The sequence below is a fragment of the Hyalangium gracile genome (genome assembly GCF_020103725.1).
Classification (GTDB): domain Bacteria; phylum Myxococcota; class Myxococcia; order Myxococcales; family Myxococcaceae; genus Hyalangium; species Hyalangium gracile.
This window is the reverse complement of record NZ_JAHXBG010000004.1, coordinates 51,766-75,351: the sequence shown is the minus strand read 5'-3', so window position 1 is coordinate 75,351 and position 23,586 is coordinate 51,766. Positions and strand designations below refer to the sequence as shown.

Sequence of the window (23,586 nt, the reverse complement as noted above, 5' to 3'; positions counted from 1 at the left end):
AGGAGGAGGAGACTGGACAGCGCGGCGCTCCTCGATGACGCGCCCTCTCACGTGAGGACTTACCTTCTTACAGACGTCTCTTTTGCGGGGAGGCCCTGAGAGGACAATCATCGCAGAAATGCCATGCAATCCCTGACGCAGCGTGCCTTGGGCCTGCCCCTACGTTCGTCCCAGACTCAAAGATTCCACCAACAAAGAATTGCAGGTTTTCCTCGTTATGAATTGCCATTGGGGAAATCTTCATGTTAGGAATCTGCCCGGCCGCTGGCCAAACCCCAAACAGACATAGGAGAAGTGCTCATGACGAGGAACGTGAAGCGTTTCCTGGCCCTCCCCCTTCTTTCCCTTGCGCCCATGGTTGCGGTTGCCGCCAAACCCGCCGCGGAGGACTTCGTCTCCCAGCGGTCGGAGTACACGCCTCTGCGGCCCACCGAGACGGTGGAGCTGCGCGAGATGCGGAGCGAGGGGCGGCCCGCTCCGATGCTGGCGGACACCACGGAGACCTTCTACATCGGGAACTGGACGGGCGTGGTCACCTACGCGGGCGGAAGCCTGACGGGCTCCAGCGTTCCGTACCCGCTGCCCAACCCCCTGAACTTCACCACGCCATATACCTATTCGGGCGCGGCCCAGGCGCTCGTACCAGTCCTCACCCCGTGGACCCAGACGTTTGGCTATACCACCAACCCGTCCGATCCCTTTGGACAGGCGAAGACCTGCATCTGGACCGTCAATGTCAACGTCGTCAACGGCGCCTGTACGGCGAGCGTGAGCGTGACCGCGTACGGCGCGCAGGGAGGGCTGTGCCACATCGACACCGGCTCGGCCGTTGATCCCACCTCGTGCCAGCTCTTCGTGGGCGTTGGCATCCAGTGATTTGAAGCAGCGTCTGCCATTCCCATGACGCGCGCCATGGTGGGAGTCCACTCCCACCGTGGTTGTCATTGTCTGGCCTCAACGCCCGCCAGAACAGCGGGAGCGGCGGAAGCTACAGGGGGAATTCCTTGGAGCCGAAGAGGCGCTCCGCGGTGATGCCCTCGCCGCGGCACTGCGCCATCAGCTTGTCGGACTCGACGATGGGCTTGGACTGCGCGGTGTAGCGGATGCTCGCCACGTAGCTCAGCCAGGGCTCCTGCCCCATCGCGTAGACGTAGACGTTGCGGCAACCGAACTGGTGGATGAGCTCCAGGCCTCGCTGGCTGTCCGAGCCGTTGAGCCGGCGACTCTGGTCCATGCTCCGCTCCAGCTTCCGGGTCAGCAGCGCGCCATAGAGCCAGGACTGCGGCGCGCCCTCGCACTCCATCCCGAGGAACAGCGTGTCCACGTTGCCGACGTGCTGGTGGACGTGCTGGTACACCCGGGTGTCCAGGTTGGCGCTGTCGGTGACGCACAGCGCGCGCCGCCCCTGGAGCGTGATGAGGTGGGCGAGCTTGCTCCGGATGCTGAGGTCTCCGTGCTCCCCCATGAAGGGAATGCCCATGATGGAGCCGCCCGGCACCTCCAGCTCCTCCAGCTCCTCCAGCTCGATGACGTTCTTGAAGCCGAGCTGCTTGAAGATGAGCCGCATCGACGGATCCAGGAGCGCATCTCCACCGCTCCGGGGGACGACCAGCGTCTTGATGCGGTGGCGCAGCTGGAGCAGCGCCTCGAAGAGCACGTGGTCCTGGTGGTTGTGCGTGAGCACGACGTAGTCGAGCGTGTCGGGCAGGTCCTGGAAGGTGAAGCGCCGCACGTCGCTCGGGTACTCGTAGCTGATGAACGGGTCCAGCAGGATGGACACGTCCCGGCTCTCGAACAGCACGCAGGCGTGGCCGAAGTATCGGACCCTCGGCTGCTCTCCCTCGTAACGGGGCGTGCGCCGCGGCGGAGTCGGGGTGAGGAGCGAGTCCACGAGCTTCCGCTGCCCCGAGGAGACACCGAGCGCCTCGTAGAGCTCACCCGCGGGCCTCGGGGTTCGCTGCATCTGGAAGAGCGTGTCGATGCCCGAGTGGTCGAAGGGCAGCGGCAGGTGGAGTCGGTCCGGCTGCTCGAGCCGCGGCGTGCTCAGGATGAAGGGCCGCTGGTCCTGCTCGATGGGATAGAGCATGACGCTCTGCAAGTCCCTCCGGTAGTAGCGGCCGCGGTAGAGCAGGCCCTCCAGGAAGCGCAGCCCGGGGCGGTTCGCCGAGTCGTAGGTGAGCTCGACGAAGCCCCGGAGGCAGTCGGGGAGCTTCGCGTAGAGCGCGTCCATCGAGTAGCCCACGGCCTCGCGCTCGAGCAGGGCCGTGGCCTCCGAGATGGCCTCGGCGAGCTGGAGGAGGTCGGCGAGCGAGGCCTGGGTGCGCTTCAGCAGCTCACGGACGTCCGCGCTGCGATCGGTCTCGTAGTCGATCACCGGCCCGCCGAGCATCCCCGGCTGCTTGACCGCGGCCATGTGCAGCTTCGGGTTCTGCACGTAGGACTTCATGATCTTCACGTGCTGATGGGCCGTGAGCATCGCCGCCGTCGCCGGCGGGATCAGGTAGGACCAGGCGTACCACTGGTTGAACAGTGGCTCGATCACCAGGTTCGGCTTCACGTACACCGGGCTGTCACTCATCACCGACTCCGCGCCTCTCCAGCGGCCTGCTGCCGCACCGCCTCCAGCGCGCGCTCCAGCTCGGCGGCCAAGGCCTGGACGAGCGGCTCCACGTGGGGCGACTCCAGCAGTGTGTAGTGTTCTCCGGAGACTCCGATCACCTTCAGCGCTCCCTGTGTGGCCTGCCTCCAGCCTTCGAGCTGCCGCGCCTTCTGCTCCGCCGAGGCCCCGGCCGCCTGGAGGAGTACCACGTTGCGCCGGTAGCCTCGCGGCTCGTAGCGCGTGCCGGCCTTCAGGTTGCTCGTGAAGACCTGGTGGATTCGCTCGAGCTGTTCCAGCGACAGCGCCGGAGAGAGCTGTCCGAGCGCGATGGCCCGCTCGCGCAGGTAGGCCAGCCGCTCCTCACCGGGCAGCGCCTTCAGGTGCGCGGCCTCCTCCGAGAGCTGCTCGATGCCGGGGCCGAGCAGATCCACGGCGAAGTAGCGGAACAACGCCTCCTCGTCCAATTGCTCGGGCGTGAGGTGGGAGAGCACGGCGCTGTCCATCAGCGCCACCATGGCCACCTGGCGCCCCTTCTCCTCGAGCTGCCGCGCCATCTCGTAGGCGACGAGCCCGCCGAACGACCAGCCTCCGAGCAGTACCGGGCCCTCGGGCCAGGCCTGCTCGAGCACCTCCCGGTAGCGCGCCGCCCGCTCGGAGAGCTCGACCTGGGACTCTCCGGACGTCTCCAGCTCCGGCGCCTGGAAGGCGTGGACTGGCTGAGCGGGGCCGAGGTGGCGCGTCAGCGCGGCGTAACAGGACACTCCGCCACCGACCGGGTGGACCAGGAACAAGGGCGGACGGACTCCGTCCGCCTGGAGCCGGACCAGGGGCGACGGACGGTGGCCCTCCGCGCCTTGCTCGAGGCGGCGGGCCAGCGCCGCGATGGTCGGCGCTTCGAGGATGGCTCCCACCGGGAGCTGGCAGCCCCGCTCCTCGCGCAGCGTGGCGATCATCTGCAGCGCGAGCAGGGAGTTGCCGCCCACCTCGAAGAAGTCGTCCTCCACGCCCAGCTCCGGCGCCTGGAGCAGCCGGCTCCAGAGCTCGACGAGCCACGTCTCCCACTCCGTGCGCGGAGCGACCCGAGCCGCGCGCGGCACGCGCTGCTGCTCCGGTGCCGGCAGGGCACGCCGGTCGAGCTTCCCGTTCGGCGTGACGGGCAGGCTCTCCAGGCGGATGAAGGCGGACGGCACCATGTAGTCCGGCAGCCGCTCCCTCAGCGCCGAGCGCAGCGCGTCGAGCTGCTCCGTGAGCGAGACGTCTCCAACGAGGTAGGCCACCAGGCGCTTGTCCCCGGGCACATCCTCCCGAGCCAGCACGACCGCCTCGCGGACACCGGGGAAGGCCGCGAGCGCGGACTCGATCTCCCCCAGCTCGATGCGGAAGCCTCGCACCTTGACCTGGTGGTCGATGCGGCCCAGGTACTCGATTTCTCCGCCCGGCAGGTAACGGGCGAGATCTCCCGTGCGGTACAGCCGCTCGCCGGGCCGCGTCGCCAGCGGGTCCGGCACGAACGCCGACGCGGTGAGCTCCGGCCGCGCCAGGTAGCCGCGAGCCAGCCCGATGCCACCGATGTACAGCTCGCCCGGCACGCCCACCGGCACGGGGTTCAGCATCGCGTCCAGCAGGTGGATCCGGATGTTGTCGATGGGCTTGCCGATGGGAATGGTCGACAGGCCATGGTCCGGCGCGCAGTGCCAGGCCGTCACGTCGATGGCTGCCTCTGTCGGGCCGTACAGGTTGTGCAGCTCGCACGACAGGCGAGCGGCGCACTTGCGCTGCAGCTCCAGCGACAGCGCCTCTCCGCTGCACAGCAGCCTCTGGATGCTGTCGCAGCGCTCGCTGCCGGGCTCCTGCAGGAAGAAGTGCAGCATGGACGGCACGAAGTGGAGCGTCGTCACCTGCTCGCGCTGGATGAGCTGGACCAGGTACGCCGGATCCTGATGGCCTCCAGGGCGAGCCACCACCAGCCGGGCGCCCGTCATCAGCGGCCAGAGGAACTCCCACACCGACACATCGAAGCTGAACGGCGTCTTCTGCAGCACGCGGTCCGCGGGCGTCAGCCGGTAGGCGTCCTGCATCCAGCGCAGCCGGTTGTAGAGGCCGGCGTGCGTGTTCATCGCGCCCTTCGGAGTGCCCGTCGAGCCTGACGTGTAGATGACGTAGGCCAGGCTGTCGCCGCTCAGGGAGACCCGCGGGTTCTCGGGGCTCTCGCGAGCGATGGTCGGCCAGTCGGTGTCCAGGGCGATGGCCCCGGCTCCAGCGGCGGGCAGGCGCGGCTTCAGGTGCTCCTGGGTGAGCAGCAGGGCCGCTCCGGCATCCGCGAACATGTACCGCAGGCGCTCCGCCGGGTACTGCGGATCGAACGGGACATAGGCGCCCCCGGCCTTGAGCACGCCGAGGATGGCGACCACCAGCTCCAGCGAGCGCTCCATGCACAGGCCCACCCGCGACTCCGGCCCCACGCCTCGCGCCCGCAGGGCGTGGGCGAGCTGGTTCGCGCGCTGGTTGAGCTGTCGGAAGGTCAGGTGCGTGCCCTCGAAGCTCACCGCGATGGCATCGGGAGTCCGCTCCGCCTGCGCCTCGATGTCCCTGTGGACCAGGGTCGGCTCGGGCAGCGGAGCCTCGGTCTGGTTCCACTCCACGACGAGCTGATGGCGCTCCGCCTCCGGCAGCAGCACGGCCCGTGCGTGGCGGGCCTCCGGCTGGGACACCAGCTCCTCCAGGCAGCGCACGTAGTAGCGAGCGAAGCGGTCCACCTGCGCCTCGGTCAGCTCGGTGCTCGCCCCTTCCAGCGCGAGATCCAGCCCCCGGGTGCGCGGGTTCATCGCGAACGTGGCGGCCAGGGTGAAGTGGGTCTCGGTGAAGTTGAGGCCCTCGGAGACCTCGAGCCCGGCGAAGCCGCCGAGGTCCTCCGAGAGCTGGTGGAAGTTGAGGAAGTTGAACGCCGTCTCGAACAGCGGCTGGCCACCGAGCACGCGCTGGATCTGCGCCAGCGGGAAGCGTCGGTGGGGCATGAGCTGCTGCTCCGCTTCGAAGGCTTCAGCGGCGAGGCCCTTCCAGCTCACCGCGTCCAGCCGCAGGCGCAGCGGGACGGTGTTGAGGTGAAGTCCCAGCACGTCCTCGCCTCGAGTCGCCTCGAGCCGACCGTTGGTGATGATGCCGGTGACGATGTCCTGCTGTCCCGCGAGCAGCCCCAGCACCCGTCCATGCGCCGCGAGCAGCAGGCTCTTGAGAGGCAGACCCCAGGCAGCCGCCTGCCGGTGGAGCTCGCTGGAGAGCGACTCTCCGAGCGCCACGGTCCGCCAGAACGAACGACGCGCCCCAGACGTGGGAGGCACGGGCGAGCGCGGGATGTGGATGAAGCTGGCTCCCTCCAGGTAGCGGCCCCAGAAGCCACGGCTCTCGGGCGAGGCGAGCGCCTCCCGCTCGAGCTGGATGTAGTCCCGGTAGGAGACCGGGGACGGCGCGGGCAGCTCCGCCCGGGCCCCCGTCACCTTCGCCTGGTACCGGCTCAGCAGCTCCGACAGCAGCCGCGTGAAGCTCCAGCCATCGAGCAGAGCGTGGTGGAAGCTCAGGCCGATCTCGAAGTGCGCCTCACCACGACGGAACAGCCGCACCCGGATCAGCGGGGCCTGCTCCAGGGTGAAGCCGCGCTGCTTCTCCGCCTCGAACCACGCGCGCACCGCCGCGTCCTGCTGAGCGGAGCCGAGCGCGGTCAGGTCCTCCTCCGAGACCACGGGCTCGACTTCACGGTGGACCCACTGCAGCGGCTCGCGGAAGCCGGTGAGGTGGAACGAGGTCCGGAGCACCGGGTGGGCCGCCATCAGCTCTCGCAGCGCCTCCACGAGCCGGCCGTGGTCGTATCGAGTCCGCACCTGGTACGAGAAGATGTCGTGGTAGGCCGTCGAGCCGTCGAAGTCGCCGTGGAAGAACATGCCCGCCTGCAGCATCGACAGGGGATAGGCATCCTCCACCTCGGGCGGCAGGCCGCGTCGGACCTCCGCATCAATCAGGCTGAAGGGTGACGTCCGCGGGGCCAGGGTGCTCCCCTGCTCCGGGACAGACACCGGCTCCGCCGTCACGACCGCCGCCAGCTCGGCGACGGTCTTCTGGGCGAAGAGCTGCATGAGGGAGGCTTCGAGCCCCCGCTCCTTGAGCAGCGCGAGCACGCGGATGCTCAGGATGGAGTCCCCGCCCAGCGCGAAGTAGTTGTCGTGGATGCCCACGCGCTCGATTCCCAGCACCTCGCCCCACACCTCGGCGATGGCCCGCTCGATGTCGTTGCGTGGCGCCTCGTAGGCCTCACCCAGCTCCAGCCGCGCGAGGTCCGGCACCGGCAGCGCCGCGCGATCGATCTTGCCCGTGGCCGTCAGCGGCATACGGGTCAGCAGGACGAAGGTCGCCGGCAGCATGTACTCGGGCAGCGTCTGCTGGAGGAAGGCGCGCAGCTGGAGCACCGTCACGGTCTCGCCCTGCCGCGGCAGCACGTACGCCACCAGCCGCTTGTCGCCCTCGGGGCTGACCCGGAGCAGGACCGCCGCCTCGGCCAGCGCTGGGTGGGCCCGGAGCGCCGTCTCGATCTCGCCCAGCTCGATCCGGAAGCCACGGATCTTCACCTGGTGATCGACGCGGCCCAGGAACTCCACGTTGCCGTCCGGCAGGTAGCGGACCAGGTCCCCCGTCCGGTAGAGCCGCTCGCTCAGGCCATCCTGGAACGGGTTCGGGACGAACTTCTGGGCGGTCAGCTCCGGAGCGTTCCAGTAGCCATGCGCCAGGCCCACGCCGCCCAGGTACAGCTCACCGGGCACGCCGACCGGCACCGGGTTCATCGCCGGGTCCAGCACGTACACCGAGGTGTGCGCGATGGGCCGGCCGATGGGCACGGTGGTGCCGCTGAAGCCCTCGTGGATGGGGTACCAGAGCGCGAAGGTGGTGCACTCCGTGGGGCCGTAGCCGTTCAGGAGCCGCTCGGGCGCTCCGGCCTGGAGCACCGCGCGGGCCCAGCGCGGATCGACGACGTCGCCTCCCACCAGCAGCGTCCGCATGGTGCGGAACGCGTGCGGCACCCGCTGGGCCACCTGGTTGAACAGCGCGGACGTCATGAACATCGCGGTGATGCCGTGGCGCTCGATGGCCGCGGCGAAGGCCTCGGGCGACAGCAGCACCTCCTTCGGGATGACGACCACCCGGGCGCCATACAGCAGCGCGCTCCAGATCTCGAACGTCGCCGCGTCGAAGGTGATGGTGGCGATCTGCCCGAAGCAGTCGCTCGGACGCACGGGCAGGTAGTTCGTGTCCGACACCAGCCGCGCGATCGCCCGGTGCGGAACCGACACGCCCTTGGGCTGTCCCGTCGAGCCGGACGTATAGAGGATGTACGCCAGGTCCTCCGGACGGTTCACCGGCGCCGGGTTGGCCTCCGAGGTGGTGAGCGAGTCGAGCTGCAGATCCACCGCGAACACGTTCCCTTCGAAGTCCGGGAGCTCGTGCATGGAGTGCGACTCGATCAGCAACGTCCGCAGGCGCAGGTCGTCGAGCAGGTACTTCACTCGGTCGCTCGAGTACCCGGGGTCGATGGGCACGTAGGCGCCGCCCGCCTTCAGGATGGCGAGCATCGTGATGAGGGCCCGCTCGGAGCGCTCCAGCATCATGCCCACGGGCTCGCCCGGCTGGACCTGGTAGTCCTCTCTCAGCGCGTGCGCGAGGCGGTTGGCCGTCTCGTTGAGCTGCCGGTAGGTCAGCGTGACGTCCCCGCTCTGGACGGCGACGGCATCGGGAGTCCGAGCCGCCTGCGCCTCGAAGAGCTGGGCGACGGGAGTGTCCAGGGAGATGGGCTCGGTGCCAGCCAGGGGCTGAGGCACTGGCGCGTGGTTCCAGCTCCGCAGGAGCTGCTCCCTCTCAGGAGCGCTCAGCAGCGGCAGCACCTGGAGCGACGCCCCTGGGGTCTCGACGATCGCCTCGAGCAGGGTCTGGAAGTGGCCCAGCATGCGGGTGATGGTGTCGTCGTTGAACAGCGCGGTGCTGTACTCGACCGTGCCCACCAGCCCCTCGGGGCCGTCATCGAAGATGAACGTCAGGTCCACCTGCGACGTCTGGCCCGGGATGCTCAGCGGCTCGAACTTCACGCCAGAGAGCTCCAGCCGGGGCATGGGGACGTTCAGCAGGACGAACAGCACCTGCGCCAACGGAGCGCGGCTGGTGTCCCGCTCCTTGACGAGCGCCGCGACCAGCCGCTCGAACGGAATCTCCTGGTGCGCGTAGGCCCCCAGCGTGTTCTGCCGGACCCGCTGCAGCAGCTCGAGGAAGCTCTCCTCGCGGGCGAACCGCGTGCGCAGCGGCAGCAGGTTGAGGAAGGGCCCGATGAGCGACTCCATCTCGGCGTGGGTGCGCCCGGCGATGGAGGTCCCCACCACCATGTCCTCCTGGCCCGTGTAGCGGTGGAGCAGGACATGGAAGGTGCTGAACAGCGTCATGAACAGCGTCACGCCCTCCTGCCGGCTCAGCGCGTGGAGGCGCTCGGAGAGCTGGGGCGGCAGGGCCAGCGTCTGGGTGCGCCCGGACTGGTCCACCGTCGAGGGCCGCGGCCGATCCGTCGGCAGGTTGAGGACCGGCGGCGCCTCGCCCAGATGCTCGCGCCACCAGAAGAGCTGCGCGTCGAGCGCCTCGCCCCTCAGCCAGGACTGCTGCCAGATGGCGTAGTCCCGGTACTGGATGGGCAGCTCGGGCAGCGTGGCCGTCGTACCCGCGAGCGCGGCCTCATAGAGCGCCAGCACCTCCCGGATCAGGATGCCCAGGGACCATCCATCCGAGATGATGTGGTGCATGTTGATCAGCAGCACGTGCTCCGACTCCTCGAGCCGCAGCAGACGCACGCGCACCAGCGGGCCAGCGGAGAGCTCGAAGGCGTGCAGCATCTCCGCGCGGGCGCGCCGCCGCACCTCCTCCTCCCGAGCCTCCCTGGGCAGCGTCCGCAGATCCTCCACGGGCAGCACCAGGCGATGCGGCGGGTGCACCACCTGCACCGCCTCGTGCCCGACGAGCTGGAAGCTCGTCCGGAGGATCTCGTGCCGCTCCTCCACCTTGTGCAAACAGGCGAGCAGCCGGTCCGGGTCCAGCGGGCCGGAGATGCGGATGGCTCCCGGCACGTTGTAGGCGGGGTTGCCCGGCTGCATCTGATCGACGAACCACAGGCGCTGCTGCGCGTAGGAGAGCGGTGACGTCACTCCCGCCGGAGCACGGGTGAGCGGCGGCGCCTGGAGCGAGCCTCGCTTCGCGACGAGGGCCTCGATGAAGGCGGCGAACTCCCGAAGCGTCGAGTTCTCGAAGAGGCTGCGGATGGGCAGGTCCACCTGGAACGCGCTCCGCGCCTGGGCGATGACGCGGGTGCCCAGCAGCGAGTGCCCTCCCAGCAGGAAGAAGTTGTCGAGGGCGCCCACCTGCTGGACGCCCAGCACCTCGCGCCAGATCTCCGCCAGCTTCCGCTCGGTCGGCGTGGAGGGGGGCTCCTCCTCCGTCGCGTTCGTGGGCGCCACGGGCCTGAGCTCCAGCAGCGCCCGGCGATCCACCTTGCCGCTGAGCAGCACCGGCAGCTTCGCGAGGGGGATGAAGAACTTCGGCACCATGTACGCGGGCAGCCGGCGCTGGAGCTCCGCGCGCACCGCGGCCTCCTGGAAGCCCTCCAGCTCCTGGGGCACCACGTAGGCCACCAGGTGCTTCTCGCCGCGCTCCTGGAGGAGCACCACCGCCTCCTGGATTCGTGGCTGGGCGAGCAGGACGGCCTCGATCTCCTGGAGCTCGATGCGCAGGCCGCGCAGCTTCACCTGGCGATCGGCGCGCCCCATGAACATCAGGAGTCCATCCGGCAGGTACCGGACGATGTCGCCGGTGCGGTACATGCGCGCGCCCGGCGTGCTGCTGAACGGATCGGGCAGGAAGCTCTCGGCGGTGAGCTCGGGGCGGCCCAGGTAGCCGCGCGTGACGCCGATGCCTCCGATGTACAGGTCTCCCGGGACGCCCACGGGGACGGGCTGGAGCCGGGCATCCAGCACATGCACGGTGGTGTTCCAGATGGGGCGGCCGATCGGCGGCGGAGACACGCCCGGAGGCAGCTTCGCGAGCGGCATGAACGTCGCGCACACCGTGATCTCGGTGGGCCCGTAGTTGTTGACGACGCGCGACGCCAGCGGAGAGAAGCTCACATCCGGGAGCGCATCGCCCGCGGTCACCAGGGAGCGCAGCTCGAGCGACTCCACTCCGGGCTCGTTCAGCATGGCCACCGCCATCGGGGTGGGCAGCCAGGTGAAGGTGATGCGCTGCTCGCGCAGCCACGCGGCCATGGTGGCGGGCTGCAGGCGCACCTCGTTCTCCGGAATGCAGAGCGTCGCGCCGACGGCCAGGATGGGCCAGACCTCCAGGATGATGGCGTCGAACGCCGTCCCGGACAGCAGCGGAGCGCGGTCCTTCTCCGTCAGCTGGAACTGGTCCACGTACCAGAGCACCAGGCTGATGGCGCCCCGGTGGGGGACGAGGACACCCTTGGGCTGTCCCGTCGAGCCCGACGTATGGATGACGTAGGCCAGGTCATCCAGCGAGCTCGGGACCGGAGTCAGGCGGCTCGGATCGCCCGAGGTCCACAGCGAGGAGTCCTCGCTCCATGAAATGACGCGAACGCCCTCGGGCGGGACACCCTCCCCCCAGCCCTCCCGGGTCAACACGATGGGCGCGCCGGACTCCCGGACGATGTAGGCGATGCGCTCGCGCGGGTTGGCGGTGTCCATCGTGACGTAGGCGCCACCGGCCTTGAGCACGGCCAGCGTCGCGATGACGTACTCGGGCGAGCGATCCAGCAGCACGCCCACCCGCGTCTCCCGGCCCACGCCCTGCGCCTGGAGCCAGACGGCCAGCAGGTCCGCCTGTCGGTTGAGCTCCTGATACGTCATCACCTGGCCCTTCCAGGCGATGGCGACGGCTTGGGGCGTCCGCGCGGCCTGCTGCTCGACGAGCTGGTGCAGGCACAGCTCGGTGGGCACCGGCCGGTGCGTCTCATTCCAGGCCGCGAGCTGCCGCAGCTCCGCGGTCGACAGCAGCGGGGCCTCGAGGATCCGCTGCTCGGGCTGCGCCGCCAGCGACTCGAGCAGCCGCTGGTAGTGGCCCAGCATGCGCTGGATGGTCGCCGCGTCGAACAGGTCGACGTTGTACTCGGCGACGATCGTCAGCCCCTCCGCGCCCTCCGTCACCGCCAGGCCCAGGTCGAACTTCGCGGTGTGGCTCTCGGGCTCCATGTAGCTGCACGTCAGGCCAGGCAGCGCGATGGGCTCGAATGGCGTGTTCTGGAGGACGAAGGCCACCTGGAAGAGCGGGTTCCAGCGCAGGTCCCGCTCCGGCTGGAGCACCTCGACGAGCCGCTCGAAGGGCAGATCCTGGTGGGCATAGGCGGCGAGCGCCGTCTCCCGCACCCGTCCCAGCAGCTCGCGGAACGAGGGGTTGCCGGACAGATCCGTGCGCATCACCACCGCGTTGACGAAGAACCCGATGAGCCCCTCGACCTCGGCCCGGTTCCGGTTCGCGATGGGCGTGCCGACCAGGATGTCGTCCTGCCGCGAGTAGCGGGCGAGCAGAACCTTGAAGCCGGTGAGGAGCGTCATGAACAGCGTCGCTTCCTCCCGCAGGCTCACGGCCTGGAGCGACCGCAGGAGCTCCGCCGGCAGGTTCCAGATGAGCTGGGCGCCTCGATGCGTCTGCACCGCCGGGCGCGGACGATCCGTGGGCAGCTCCAGCAGCGGCGGTGCCCCACCGAGCCGCTCCTTCCAGTACCCGAGCTGCGCCTCCAACGCGGCGCCCTGCAGATACCGCCGCTGCCAGACGGCGAAGTCCGCGTACTGGATGGGCAGCGCGGGGAGACGGGGCTCACGGCCCTCGTTCAGCGACTCGTAGATCTCCGCCAGCTCCCGCACCAGCACTCCGATGGACCAGCCATCCGAGATGATGTGGTGCATGCACAGGACCAGCACGTGGTCGTCTTCCGCCAGCTCCAGCATGGCGGCTCTCAGCAGCGGGCCCCTCGTCAGCTCGAAGGGCTGCTCCGCGTAGGCCAGCCCCATCGCCCGCGCCCGAGCCTCTCGCACCTCCGCCGGCAGCGCGCGCAGATCCTCCCACCGCAGCTCGAACGACACGGAGGGATGGATGCGCTGCACGGGCTGACCGTCCACGGCCTCGAAGCCCGTGCGCAGCGACTCGTGACGCTGGAGCAGCAGCGTGAAGCACTGCTCGATGGCGTGGCGGTTCAGCCGCCCGCTCAGGCGCACCATCGCGGGGATGTGGTACGAGGCCCCGCCCGGCGCGAGCTGCTCCAGGAACCACAGCCGCTGCTGGGCATAGGACAGCGGCAGGTCTCCGGTCCGCGCCACGGGGACGAGGGCCGGCTCCGAGACCGCGTGGGCTGCCCCCATCCGCTCGATGCGCGCGGCGAGCTCGTCCAGGCGAGGAGCCTCGAACAGCGCGCGCAGCGGCAGGTCGATTCCGAAGGCCTTCCGGATGCGCGAGACCACCTGCGTCACGAGCAGGGAGTGGCCGCCCAGCTCGAAGAAGCTGTCGTGCAGCCCGACGCGAGGCACCTTCAGCGACTCGGCCCAGAGCGCGGCGAGCTGCTTCTGGATCGGCGTCTCCGGGGCGATGTAGCGGCTCTGCCGCTCGACGTCCGACCAGCCCGGGGCCGGCAGGCGCTTGCGGTCCACCTTCCCGCTGGGCGTCACCGGCAGGCCGTCCAGGAAGACGAAGGCGGACGGCACCGCGTACTCCGGCACCTGCTTGGAGAGGAACGTCTGCAGCTCACGGGCGTTGAGGCCCTCGCGATCGGCGACCACGTAGGCCACCAGTCGTCGGTCGCCCGCGACGTCCTCGCGGACCGCCGCCGCGCAGCTGCGCACCGCCTCGTGACGGCCCAGGAGCGCCTCGATCTCCCCCAGCTCGATCCGGAACCCGCGGATCTTCACCTGGTGATCGTTGCGGCCGAGGAACTCGATCTCCCCGTTCGGCAGGTAGCGTGCGGTGTCTCCCGTCCGGTACATCCGCCCGCCCGGCATCGGGCTGAACGGATCCGGCATGAACCGGTCCGCGGTCAGATCGGGCCGGTGCAGGTAGCCTCGCGCCACCGCCAGCCCACCGATGAACAGCTCTCCCACGACGCCGACGGGCACCGGCTGGAGGTGCGCATCCAGGACGTAGCTTCGGGAGTTCGCCAGCGGTCGGCCGATCGACGGCTTCACGGGCCACTCCGCCGTCGCGCGCGACAGCGTCAGCGCCGTGCAGATGTGCGTCTCCGTGGGGCCGTACTGGTTGTGGAGCGCGCCCTCCTTGAAGCCCTCGCACAGCCAGGCCACCTGCGGAGTGAGCTGGAGCTGCTCGCCCGCCGAGGCAATCTCGGTCAGCGACTCGGGCCGGCGCGACTGCCGGTACGCGGTCTCCGCCAGGTTCTGCAGCGCCACGTAGGGCATGAAGATGCGCTCGACGCGGTGCCGCTCGATGACCTGGAGCATCCGCTCGGGATCTCTCCGGCCCTCCTCGGAGATGAGCACGAGCGTGCCGCCCGAGGTCCACGTGGAGAAGAGCTCCTGGAAGGAGACGTCGAAGCTGATGGAGGAGAACTGCAGCGTGGTGAGCGCGCCGCCCCGCACGGACTGCTCGTTCTGCCAGGGGATGAGGCTCACCAGCACGCCATGGCGCATCGCCACGCCCTTGGGGCGCCCGGTGGAGCCAGACGTATAGAGGACATACGACAGGTTCTCCCGAGCGAGCTGATGCGGCGGAGGCTCGAAGCGCTGGGGCAGTGCCTTCGGCCAGTCTCCGTCGAGCAGCAGCAGGTGCCCCTGGTAGCCAGGGAACCGGTCGCGCAGCGCGGCGCGAGTGATGAGCACCGGAGCGCGGGAGTCCTCGAGCATGAACGCCAGGCGGTCCACCGGGTAGGAGGCGTCCAGCGGCACGTACGCGCCCCCCGCCTTCAGGATGCCCAGCACGCTCACCACGAGCTCCAGCGAGCGCTCCAGGGACAGCGCGACGCAGACCTCTGGCCCCACGCCCAGTGCCCGCAGCGCGTGCGCGAGCTGGTTGGAGCGGCGCTCCAGCTCCGCGTAGGTGAGGGAGGCATCATCGAACACCACCGCCACCGCGTCGGGCGTGCGGGCGACCTGGGCCTGGAAGAGCGGGAGGACCGACTCCACCTCGGGCACCGCGCGCTCGGTCTGGTTCCAGGTGACCAGCATCCGCTGCCGCTCCTCGGGCGGCAGGATCGACAGCCGGGACACCTTCGCCTCGGGCGAGGCAGCCAGCTGCCCGAGCAGCTCCTGGAACTGGCCCATCATCCGAAGGACCGTGGCCTCTTCGAAGAGGTCGGTGTTGTACTCGAGCATGCCCGCGAGCCCGTCGGGGCGCTCCTCGAGCGACAGGAGCAGGTCGAACTTCGAGGTGCCCGTGTCCAGGTCCTGGACGCCGAACTCGAGGCCCGGCACCGCCGGCAGCTGCATCGCCGCGTTCTGCAGGACGAACATCACCTGGAACAGCGGCGAGCGGCTCAGGTCTCTCTGGGGGTGCAGCTCCTCCACCAGCCGCTCGAACGGCAGATCCTGGTGGGCGTAGGCCCCCAGGGTCGCCTCGCGCACGCGCTCCAGGAGCGTCCGCACGGTTGGGTCGCCCGACAGCTTCGTGCGCAACACCAGGGTGTTGACGAAGAAACCGATCAGCCCCTCGAGCTCGGTGCGGTTGCGGTTGGCGATGGGCGTGCCCACCGCGATGTCATCCTGGCCGGAGTAGCGCGAGAGCAGGGCCTGGAAGCCCGCCAGCAGCGTCATGAACAGCGTGACGCCCTCGCGACGGCTGAGCTCGTTGAGCGCCTGGGTCAGAGACGCGGGCAGCGTCACGGAGAGCTGCGCGCCCCGGTGGCTCCGCATGGCCGGCCGAGGCCGGTCCGTCGGCAGCTCCAGCGTGGAGAGCTCCTTCAGCTGGTCCCGCCAGTAGCCCAGCTGCGCCTCGAGCACCTCGCCCTGGAGGTAGCCTCGCTGCCAGAGCGAGAAGTCCGCGTATTGGATGGGCAGCGCCGGGAGCGCGAGCTCGGCGCCCTCCGAGAGCGCGCGATAGCTGGCCCCCACCTCTTCCAGCAGCACGCCCTCCGACCAGCCGTCGGAGATGATGTGGTGCAGGTTCATCAGGAGCACGTGGGTGCTCGCATCCAGGCGGTACAGGACCGTGCGCAGCAGCGGCGCGCGGGTGAGCTCGAAGGGCCGGGCCGCCGCCTCGGTGAGCAGCTGCTGGAGCTGGACCTCCCGCTCCTCCCCCGCGAGCGCCGACAGGTCGACCTGCTCGAGCGGGAGGTGGAGCGAGGACTCGATGCGCTGATAGGGCACCTCGTCCCGGACGATGAAGCCCGTCCGGAGCGCCTCATGGCGCTGCACCACCGTGTTGAGGCTCCGCTCCAGCCGAGCGGGCTCCAGCGGGCCGGAGATCCGCACGGCCACCGGGATGTTGTAGGAGGCGCTGCCCGGCTCCAGCTGGGCCAGGAACCACAGCCGCTGCTGCGCGAACGAGAGCGGCAGCGCCTGGTCCCGAGCCACGGGGCGAAGCGGAGGCACGGCCGGCATCGTCTCCGCGCGACGCGCCACCTCCACCCTCTCCGCCAGGGCCGACACCGTCGGCGCCTCGAAGAGCGCGCGGATGGGCAGCTCCACCTGGAACATGCGCCGCACGCGGGAGATGACCTGGGTGGCCAGCAGCGAGTGCCCGCCCAGCTCGAAGAAGTGGTCCGAGGCTCCCACCCGCTCCACGTGGAGCACCTGCGCGAAGATGCCCGCCACCAGCTCCTCGGTCGGCGTGCGCGGCGCCTCGAAGGCCTCCGAGAGCGCCAGGTCGGCGGACGTGGGCGCCGGCAGGCGGCGGCGATCCACCTTCCCGTTGGAGTTGAGCGGCAGCGCGTCGAGGATGACGAAGGCGGACGGCACCATGTACTCCGGCAGCCGTGCCTTGACGTGCTCCTTGAGCGCCCCGGGCTGGAGCGTCGCTCCCGCCTGGGGAACCAGATAGGCCACCAGCCGGGGGGCGCCGCCCGACTCGCCTCGGACGACCACCACGCCGGTGTTGACGCCGGGCGCGTCCAGCAGCGTCGCTTCAATCTCTCCCAGCTCGACCCGGTAGCCGCGGATCTTCACCTGGTGGTCGCGGCGACCCAGGAACTCGATCTGCCCGTCCGAGTGGTACCGAGCGATGTCGCCGGTCCGGTACATGCGGCTGGGCGTCGCCACGAACGGATCGGTGATGTAGGCCTTCGCCGTGCGCTCCGGATCGTTGAGGTAGCCGCGCCCCACCGAGATGCCAGCCAGGCAGATCTCCCCCGGGACTCCCAGCGGGACCGGGTTGAGGTGCGCGTCGACGATGTACAGCCGGATGTTGATCAGCCGCCGCCCCAGCGGCATGTACGGCATGTCCGTCTGGGGGGCCTCGAGGATGTGGAAGTGGTTGGTGTCGTCCGAGCACTCCGTCGCCCCGTAGGTGTTGATCATCGGGATGTGCGGATAGAGCCGGAACCAGCGCTGGCACAGCTCGGGAGGCAGGGCCTCGGCGTTGGAGATGAGCCACCGCAGCGCCTGGAAGCGGGGACGCTCCGCCTCCGGCTGGGCCTCCAGCACCTCGAGCATCGCCCGCAGCATCGAGGGCACCGTCTCGAAGATGGAGACGCCGTGCGCATCCACCGCGCGCAGGAGCGCGCCCGCGTCGCTGGCGATCTCGTCATCCACGATGACCGTGCGCCCGCCCACCAGCAGCGGGCAGAGCATCTGCCACACCGAGATGTCGAAGCACTGCGAGGCGTTCTGGACGACCGCATCCCCCGCCTTCAGCCCCAGGTCATGGTTCTTGGCCGACAGGTGGTTGAGCATGCCCCGGTGCTCGATCATCGCCCCCTTCGGCGTGCCGGTGGAGCCCGAGGTGAAGAACGCATACGCCAGGTCCGACAGGCGAGTGCCCCGCGTCGGCGCCGGTGCGGAGACACGAGGCGCGGCGAGCACGTCCTCGATGATGAGGACGCTCGGCTGCGCCGCCCCCGCCGCCCGAGCGATCTCCTGGGCCATCACCGCGTACGCGCGCGATGCCACGATGACGCGGCTGCGGCTCTGCTGGAGGAACTCCAGGTGCCGGCTCACCGGGTGCGTCGGGTTGAGCGCGATGTACGCGCCGCCGGCCTGGAAGATGCCCAGCACGGCGCTGAGCAGCTCGATGCCGCGGTCCGACAGCAGCAGCACCATCGCATCCGGAGCGACGCCCACCTGGAGCAGCGCCACGGCGAGCTTCCCGGCCTGCTCCTCCAGCCGCGCATAGGTGATGCTCTGCGAGCCGCTCACCGCCGCGATGGCCTCGGGCGTCCTACGGGCCTGCTCGGAGATGAGCTCGTGCGCGCAGCGCTCCGGCAGTGGGTGCTCGGTCTGGTTCCACTCCATCACCAGCTGGTGCCGCTCCTCGGGCGTGAGCAGCGGCAGTCGAGTGATGCTCTGCGTCGCATCCGTGGCGACCGCCTCGAGCACGGTGCGGTAGTGCCCCAGCAGGCGCTGCATCGTCCCGGCGTCGAACAGGTCGGAGTTGAACTCCAGGCTGAGCGACAGCGAGTGGGGGGACTCGGCCACCGCCATCGTCAGGTCGAACTTCGCCGTGTGGTTCTCCAGCGGCAGCGCACGCCACTCCAGCCCCTGGAGCTCCAGGGTGGCGGAGGTGGCGTTGTCCATCGTGAACACCACCTGGAACAGCGGCGAGTGGCTGAGGCTGCGCTCCGGCTGGAACACCTCCACCAGCTTCTCGAAGGGCACGTCCTGGTGCGCGTAGGCCTCCAGCGTCGTGCCCCGGATGCGCTCCAGCAGCGCCTGGAAGGTGGGAGCGCCCGACAGGTCCGAGCGGATCGGCAGCGTGTTGACGAAGAAGCCGATGAGCTTCTCGAACTCCGCCTGCGTCCGGCCGGCCACCGGCACGCCGACCACGATGTCCTCCTGGCCGCTGTAGCGGTACAGCAGCACCTTGAAGGCGGACAGCAGCGTCATGAACAGCGTCGCGCCCGAGCGCTGGCTCAGTCTCCGCAGCTGCTCCACGAGCGCCGCGTCGAGCGTCATCGCCAGCGTCTCGCCCCGGTACGTCTGGACGCTGGGACGGGGGCGGTCCGTCGGCAGGTTCAGCACGGGCAGCTCGCCATCCAGGCGCGAGCGCCACCAGGACAGCTGCCGCTCCAGGAGCTGGCCCTGCATCCAGGTACGCTGCCAGGAGGCGAAGTCCGCGTACTGGAACGGCAGGGGCTCCAGCTTCGGCGGCTGGCCGTGAGCGAGCCCGTTGTACAGCGCGGACACCTCCTGCATGAGCACGCCGATGGACCAGCCGTCGGACACGATGTGGTGCATGTTCACCAGCAGGAAGTGCTCCCGCTCATCGAGTCGGAACAGCGTGGCGCGCAGCAGCGGGCCCGCGCGCAGATCGAACGGGCGCGAGGCATCGGCCGTGCCCTGGCGGACCGCCTCCTCCATCCGCTCCGCCTGAGAGAGCCCGGTCAGGTCCACGCGGTGCAGCTGGAACGGCAGCTCGGCATGGACGCGCTGGAACGGCTCGCCATCCTGGTGGTCGAACGTGGTGCGCAGGGCCTCGTGCCGTCGGAGGATCTCGGCGAACGCCCGCTCGAGCACGGCCGCCTCCAGGGCACCTCGGAGGTGGAGCGCCGCCGGGATGTTGTAAGTCGCGCTGCCAGGCTCGAGCTGATCCAGGAACCACAGCCGCTGCTGCGCGAAGGAGAGTGGGAGCCGCTCGTCCCGCCGAGCGAGCACCACCGGCGGCGGAGGAGCCTCGGCCTGGGCCCGCTTCTCCGCGTCGATCCGCCGGGCCAGCCCGGCCAGGGTCGGCGTCTCGAACAGCACGCGGAGAGGCAGCTCCACCTGGAACAGCTTCCGGACGTGAGAGAGCACCTGCACCGCGCGCAGCGAGTGCCCGCCGATCTCGAAGAAGCTCTGGTTCCGGCCGATCCGGCCGTGCCCCAGCGCCTGCGCCCAGATGCCGGCCAGCAGCTCCTCCGTCGGAGTCTGGGGTGGAGCGGCACCCTCCGCCTCCGTCGGCCGGGCGTCGCGCGCGAGCACGGCCAGAGCGCGCCGATCGACCTTGCCGTTCTCGGTCAGCGGAAGCGCCTCGAGCACCTGGAGGTAGGACGGCACCATGTACGGCGGCAGGTGGGCCTTGAGGTGCTCCAGCAGCTGCCGCTCGGTGCTCGGGGAGGGCTGCGGCATCGCCGCGAAGGCGACCAGCGCCATGCCACTCTCCAGACGCTCCGTGGTGATGACGGCGCACTCGCGCACGGCCGGTGCTCCCGCCAGCACCGTCTCGATCTCCTCGAGCTCGATGCGGAAGCCTCGAATCTTCACCTGACGATCGATGCGGCCCAGGTACACCAGCGTGCCGTCGTGCTGGTAGCGCACGAGATCTCCGGTGCGGTACAGCCGCGCGCCGGGCGTCCGGGAGAACGGATCCGGAACGAACCGCTCCGCGCTCAGGTCTGGACGCGCCAGATACCCCCGCGCCACGCCCGCGCCACCGATATAGAGCTCGCCCGGGACGCCCGTTGGCACTGGCTCCATCGCGCGGCCCAGGACATAGAGCTGGGTGTTCGCGATGGGGCGCCCGATGGGGACCTGCCCCTCCAGCGTCCCCTGCGCGGGCACCTCGTGGATGCAGCAGCCCACCACCGTCTCGGTCGGGCCGTACTCGTTGATCAGCCGCGTGTGGGGGGCATGATGCCTCCAGAACTCGAGCTGCTCGGCCGACAGCGCCTCGCCGCCGATCACCATCACCCGAGCGGCGCCCACCACGTCCTCGGGCTTCAGCTCGTGCTCGAGCAGGGTCAGGTGGGCGGGCGTCAGCTTCACCAGGCTGAAGTCCGCGTTCGCGCGCAGCCACGCGCTGAGCCCCGTGCCACTGGCCTCCTCATCACACAGCACCACGCGCTTGCCGGAAAGCAGCGGCGTGAGCAGGCTGGTCACCGTCAGGTCGAAGCTCAGCGGAGACTGGACCGGAGCGCCCTGCCCCTCCGCGCCGTAGTAGCCCAGCCCCCAGCGCAGGTAGTTGGTCAGCCCTCGGTGCGGAATCATCACGCCCTTGGGCCGCCCGGTGGAGCCGGAGGTGTAGAGGATGTAGGCCAGGTTGTCCGCACCGGCCCGCGCCTCCAGATTGTGCTCTGGCCGGGAGCCGAGCTCCGCCGGCATCGCATCGATGCACAACACCTGGACCGGCAGCTCGGGCAGCTGCTCCGCCAGGGAACGGCGGGACAGCACCACCGGCATCCCCGTCTCCGAGAGGATGTGCGCCAGTCTCCCCTTCGGGTGCGAAGGATCGAGCGGCACATAGGCCCCACCCGCCTTGAGGATGGCCAGCAACCCGACGAGCTGCTCGATCGAGCGCTCCAGGTGGAGCCCCACCGGAACATCCGGGCCCACGCCCAGCGCGCGGAGGTGGTGCGCGAGCTGGTTGGCCTGCCGGTTCAGCGCCTCATAGGTGAGCGACCGCGCGCCATCGGTCACCGCGAGCGCTTGCGGCACCTGGGCGGCCTGCGCCTCGAACATCGAGACGACGCAGGGCTCCAGCGGGACGTCGGTGGCGGTGTCGTTCCAACCGTCCAGCAGCTGCCGACGCTCGGCCGCGCTCAGCAGCGGGATGGACTCGATGCGCAGCTCCGGCCGCGCCGCCACGGCCTCCAGCACCGTCACGTAGTGGCCGGCCATGCGGGAGATGGTCGCCGCGTCGAACAGCCCGGTCCGGTACTCGATCGTCCCCACCAGCTCCGAGCCCGTGTCCATCATCGACAGCGTCACGTCGAACTTGGCGCTGCCCCGCTCGAACTCCAGGAGGCTGATCTCCAGATCGCCCAGCCTGCGGCCCGCGAGCGGCGGGGTGTCCATGTGGAACACCACCTCGAACAGCGGGTTGCCGCCCTCCCGGCGCTCGGGCTGCACTGCCTCGACGAGCTGCTCGAACGGCAGCTCCTGGTGCTCGTACGCGTCCACCGTGACGCTCCGCACCCGCGCCAGCAGCTCCAGGAAGCTCGGGTTGCCGGACACATCCGTCGACAGCGCCAGCATGTTGACGAAGAAGCCGATGAGCTGCTCGGTCTCCAGCCGGGTGCGCCCGGCGATGGGCGAGCCCACCAGCACCCGCTCGGCATCGGTATAGCGGTGCAGGAGCACGTTGAACGCGGACAGCAGCGTCATGAACAGCGTGACGTTCTGCTGCCTGCTCAGGCTCCGCAGCGCCTCGGCCAGCGGGGCGGGCACCCGGAACGTGTGCAGCGCGCCCTCGAAGCCTGGACGCGCGGACCGGGGCCTGTCGGTGGGGAGCTGGAGCAGCGTCGGCTGTGCCCCGACCCGCTCGCGCCAGTGCGCCACGAGGCGCTCCAGCCGCTCGCCACGGAGGCGCTCACGCTGCCACCGGGTGAAGTCCGCGTATTGAATGGGCAGGTCCGGCAGCGGCGAGGACAGCCCGGCCTTGAACGCCGGATAGAGCACGCCCAGCTCGCGCAGCAGCACGTCCGTCGACCAGGCATCCGCGGCGATGTGGTGCAGCGTGAGCAGCAGCACGTGCTCGGAAGGCCCCAGCCGCAGCACCTCCGCCCTCAGCATCGGCGCCTGTCCCAGCTCGAAGGGCCGCCGGGCCTCGGCCTCCGCGCGACGCCGCACCTCGGCCGCGCGCGCCTCGGGCTCCATCCCGCCCAGGTCCGTCACCGTCAGGGAGAACGGGCCGCTCGGCACCACCTGCTGCTGAGGCTGCTCCTCCACCGTGACGATGCGCGAGCGCAGCACCTCGTGCCGCCGCAGCACCTCGCGCAGGCTGCGCTCCAGCGCGCTCACGTCCAGCGCGCCCACCAGCCGCAGCGCCGCGGGGATGTTGTACGCGCTTCCTCCAGGCTCCAGCGTGTCCAGCAGCCACAGCCGCTGCTGTCCGAACGAGAGCGGTGCAGTCCGGGCCTTCTCGGAGCGCTCACTCAGTGCCTTGCGCAGCAGCGCGCGCTTCTCCTCCACCGAGAGGGCACCAGGAGACTGATCATCGCGGCTCATTTTTTTCCTCAATCAACCTTCGACCGGGCGCGCCCCTCTCGCCGAGGGCGGCCCCCCACGTGCTGAGACGTGACAGGGCTCTCGAAATACCATAGGAACACGCATGGATTTCAGGTGGTGACTCTCCCCACCCTTCACCGCCGCAAGCGCTCCGTGCGAGCGCTTTCCCCCGAGCCATGACGATGATGGATGAGAGCTGGGCGTGGGCACGCCCGATCCGCGACGCGCACCTGAGCGAGAAGCTGCTGGACCGCTATACCCTGAAGCTCCTCGAGCGCGAGGCGTGGTGGGAAGTGTACCTCCGGGAGCTACAGCCCCACTTCCCGGAGGAGCTGTTCTTCGCGGGTGCCGGGCTGCTCAGCGAGCAGGAGCGCGCCGCGCGCAAGCAGGTGATTGCCTCCGCCAGGGCCATGCCCTGGGTGGACTACTTCTGCGCGATGGACGGAGACCGGGTGGCCGCCATGTTCATCGGCCGCCAGCAGCAGGAGGACGCTTATCTGATGGACTTGAGCGTCATCCATCCAGATTACCGAAGGAAGGGGCTCTACAGCGCCTTCATCCAGCGGCTGATCGCCTACACCCGGGCGCTGGGCTTCCACCGCATCCAGAGTACCCACGCCCCCAGCAACAACGCGGTCATCATCGCCAAGCTGAAGCAGGGGTTCAGCATCACGGGGCTGGAGGTCCACTACGAGGTGGGCCCCAACCTGATGCTCACCTACTTCCACAGCGCCGAGCAGAAGCGCGCCTATGAGTACCGCTGCGGCGGCGTGCAGCTGAGCAAGCGCATGATCGAGAGCTCCCAGGGCACGTTCCAGCACCTCCAGAAGGCCATCCGGCAGGCCACGGGCGAGTAGCCGCGAGCGAGAGCCCGGCGCGGGC

The 23,586-nt window shown here is 69.8% G+C and carries 4 protein-coding genes; 2 read left to right on the top strand and 2 right to left on the bottom strand.

Features of this window, described 5'->3' with window-relative positions:
• Window positions 1–300: 300 nt before the first annotated feature.
• On the top strand, window positions 301–876 hold the full coding sequence (locus KY572_RS09220) for a hypothetical protein (RefSeq protein WP_224242169.1): 576 nt from the start codon (window positions 301–303) through the stop codon (window positions 874–876).
• 112 nt (window positions 877–988) lie between these two features.
• On the opposite strand, the gene KY572_RS09215 is transcribed toward KY572_RS09220, so the two are convergent.
• The gene (locus KY572_RS09215) at window positions 989–2,578 is read right to left on the bottom strand and encodes an MBL fold metallo-hydrolase (RefSeq protein WP_224242168.1); all 1,590 of its coding nucleotides are present in this window, start codon (window positions 2,576–2,578) and stop codon (window positions 989–991) included.
• Window positions 2,578–22,704, bottom strand: a complete 20,127-nt coding sequence (locus tag KY572_RS09210; protein ID WP_224242167.1) for a non-ribosomal peptide synthetase — start codon at window positions 22,702–22,704, stop codon at window positions 2,578–2,580. The genes KY572_RS09215 and KY572_RS09210 overlap by 1 nt, the downstream gene beginning before the upstream one ends.
• A gap of 176 nt (window positions 22,705–22,880) precedes the next feature.
• On the opposite strand from KY572_RS09210, the gene KY572_RS09205 reads away from it, so the two are divergent.
• Window positions 22,881–23,561: a GNAT family N-acetyltransferase gene (locus KY572_RS09205; protein WP_224242166.1), complete on the top strand. Its 681-nt coding sequence runs from the start codon at window positions 22,881–22,883 to the stop codon at window positions 23,559–23,561.
• Window positions 23,562–23,586: the final 25 nt, after the last annotated feature.

What these genes read in the sequence shown, in the direction of transcription:
- KY572_RS09220 (WP_224242169.1), top strand. Translation starts at nt 301, where the DNA reads ATGACGAGGAACGTGAAGCGTTTCCTGGCCCTCCCCCTTCTTTCCCTT.
- KY572_RS09205 (WP_224242166.1), top strand. Translation starts at nt 22,881, where the DNA reads ATGACGATGATGGATGAGAGCTGGGCGTGGGCACGCCCGATCCGCGAC.
- KY572_RS09215 (WP_224242168.1), bottom strand. Translation starts at nt 2,578, where the DNA reads ATGAGTGACAGCCCGGTGTACGTGAAGCCGAACCTGGTGATCGAGCCA.
- KY572_RS09210 (WP_224242167.1), bottom strand. Translation starts at nt 22,704, where the DNA reads ATGAGCCGCGATGATCAGTCTCCTGGTGCCCTCTCGGTGGAGGAGAAG.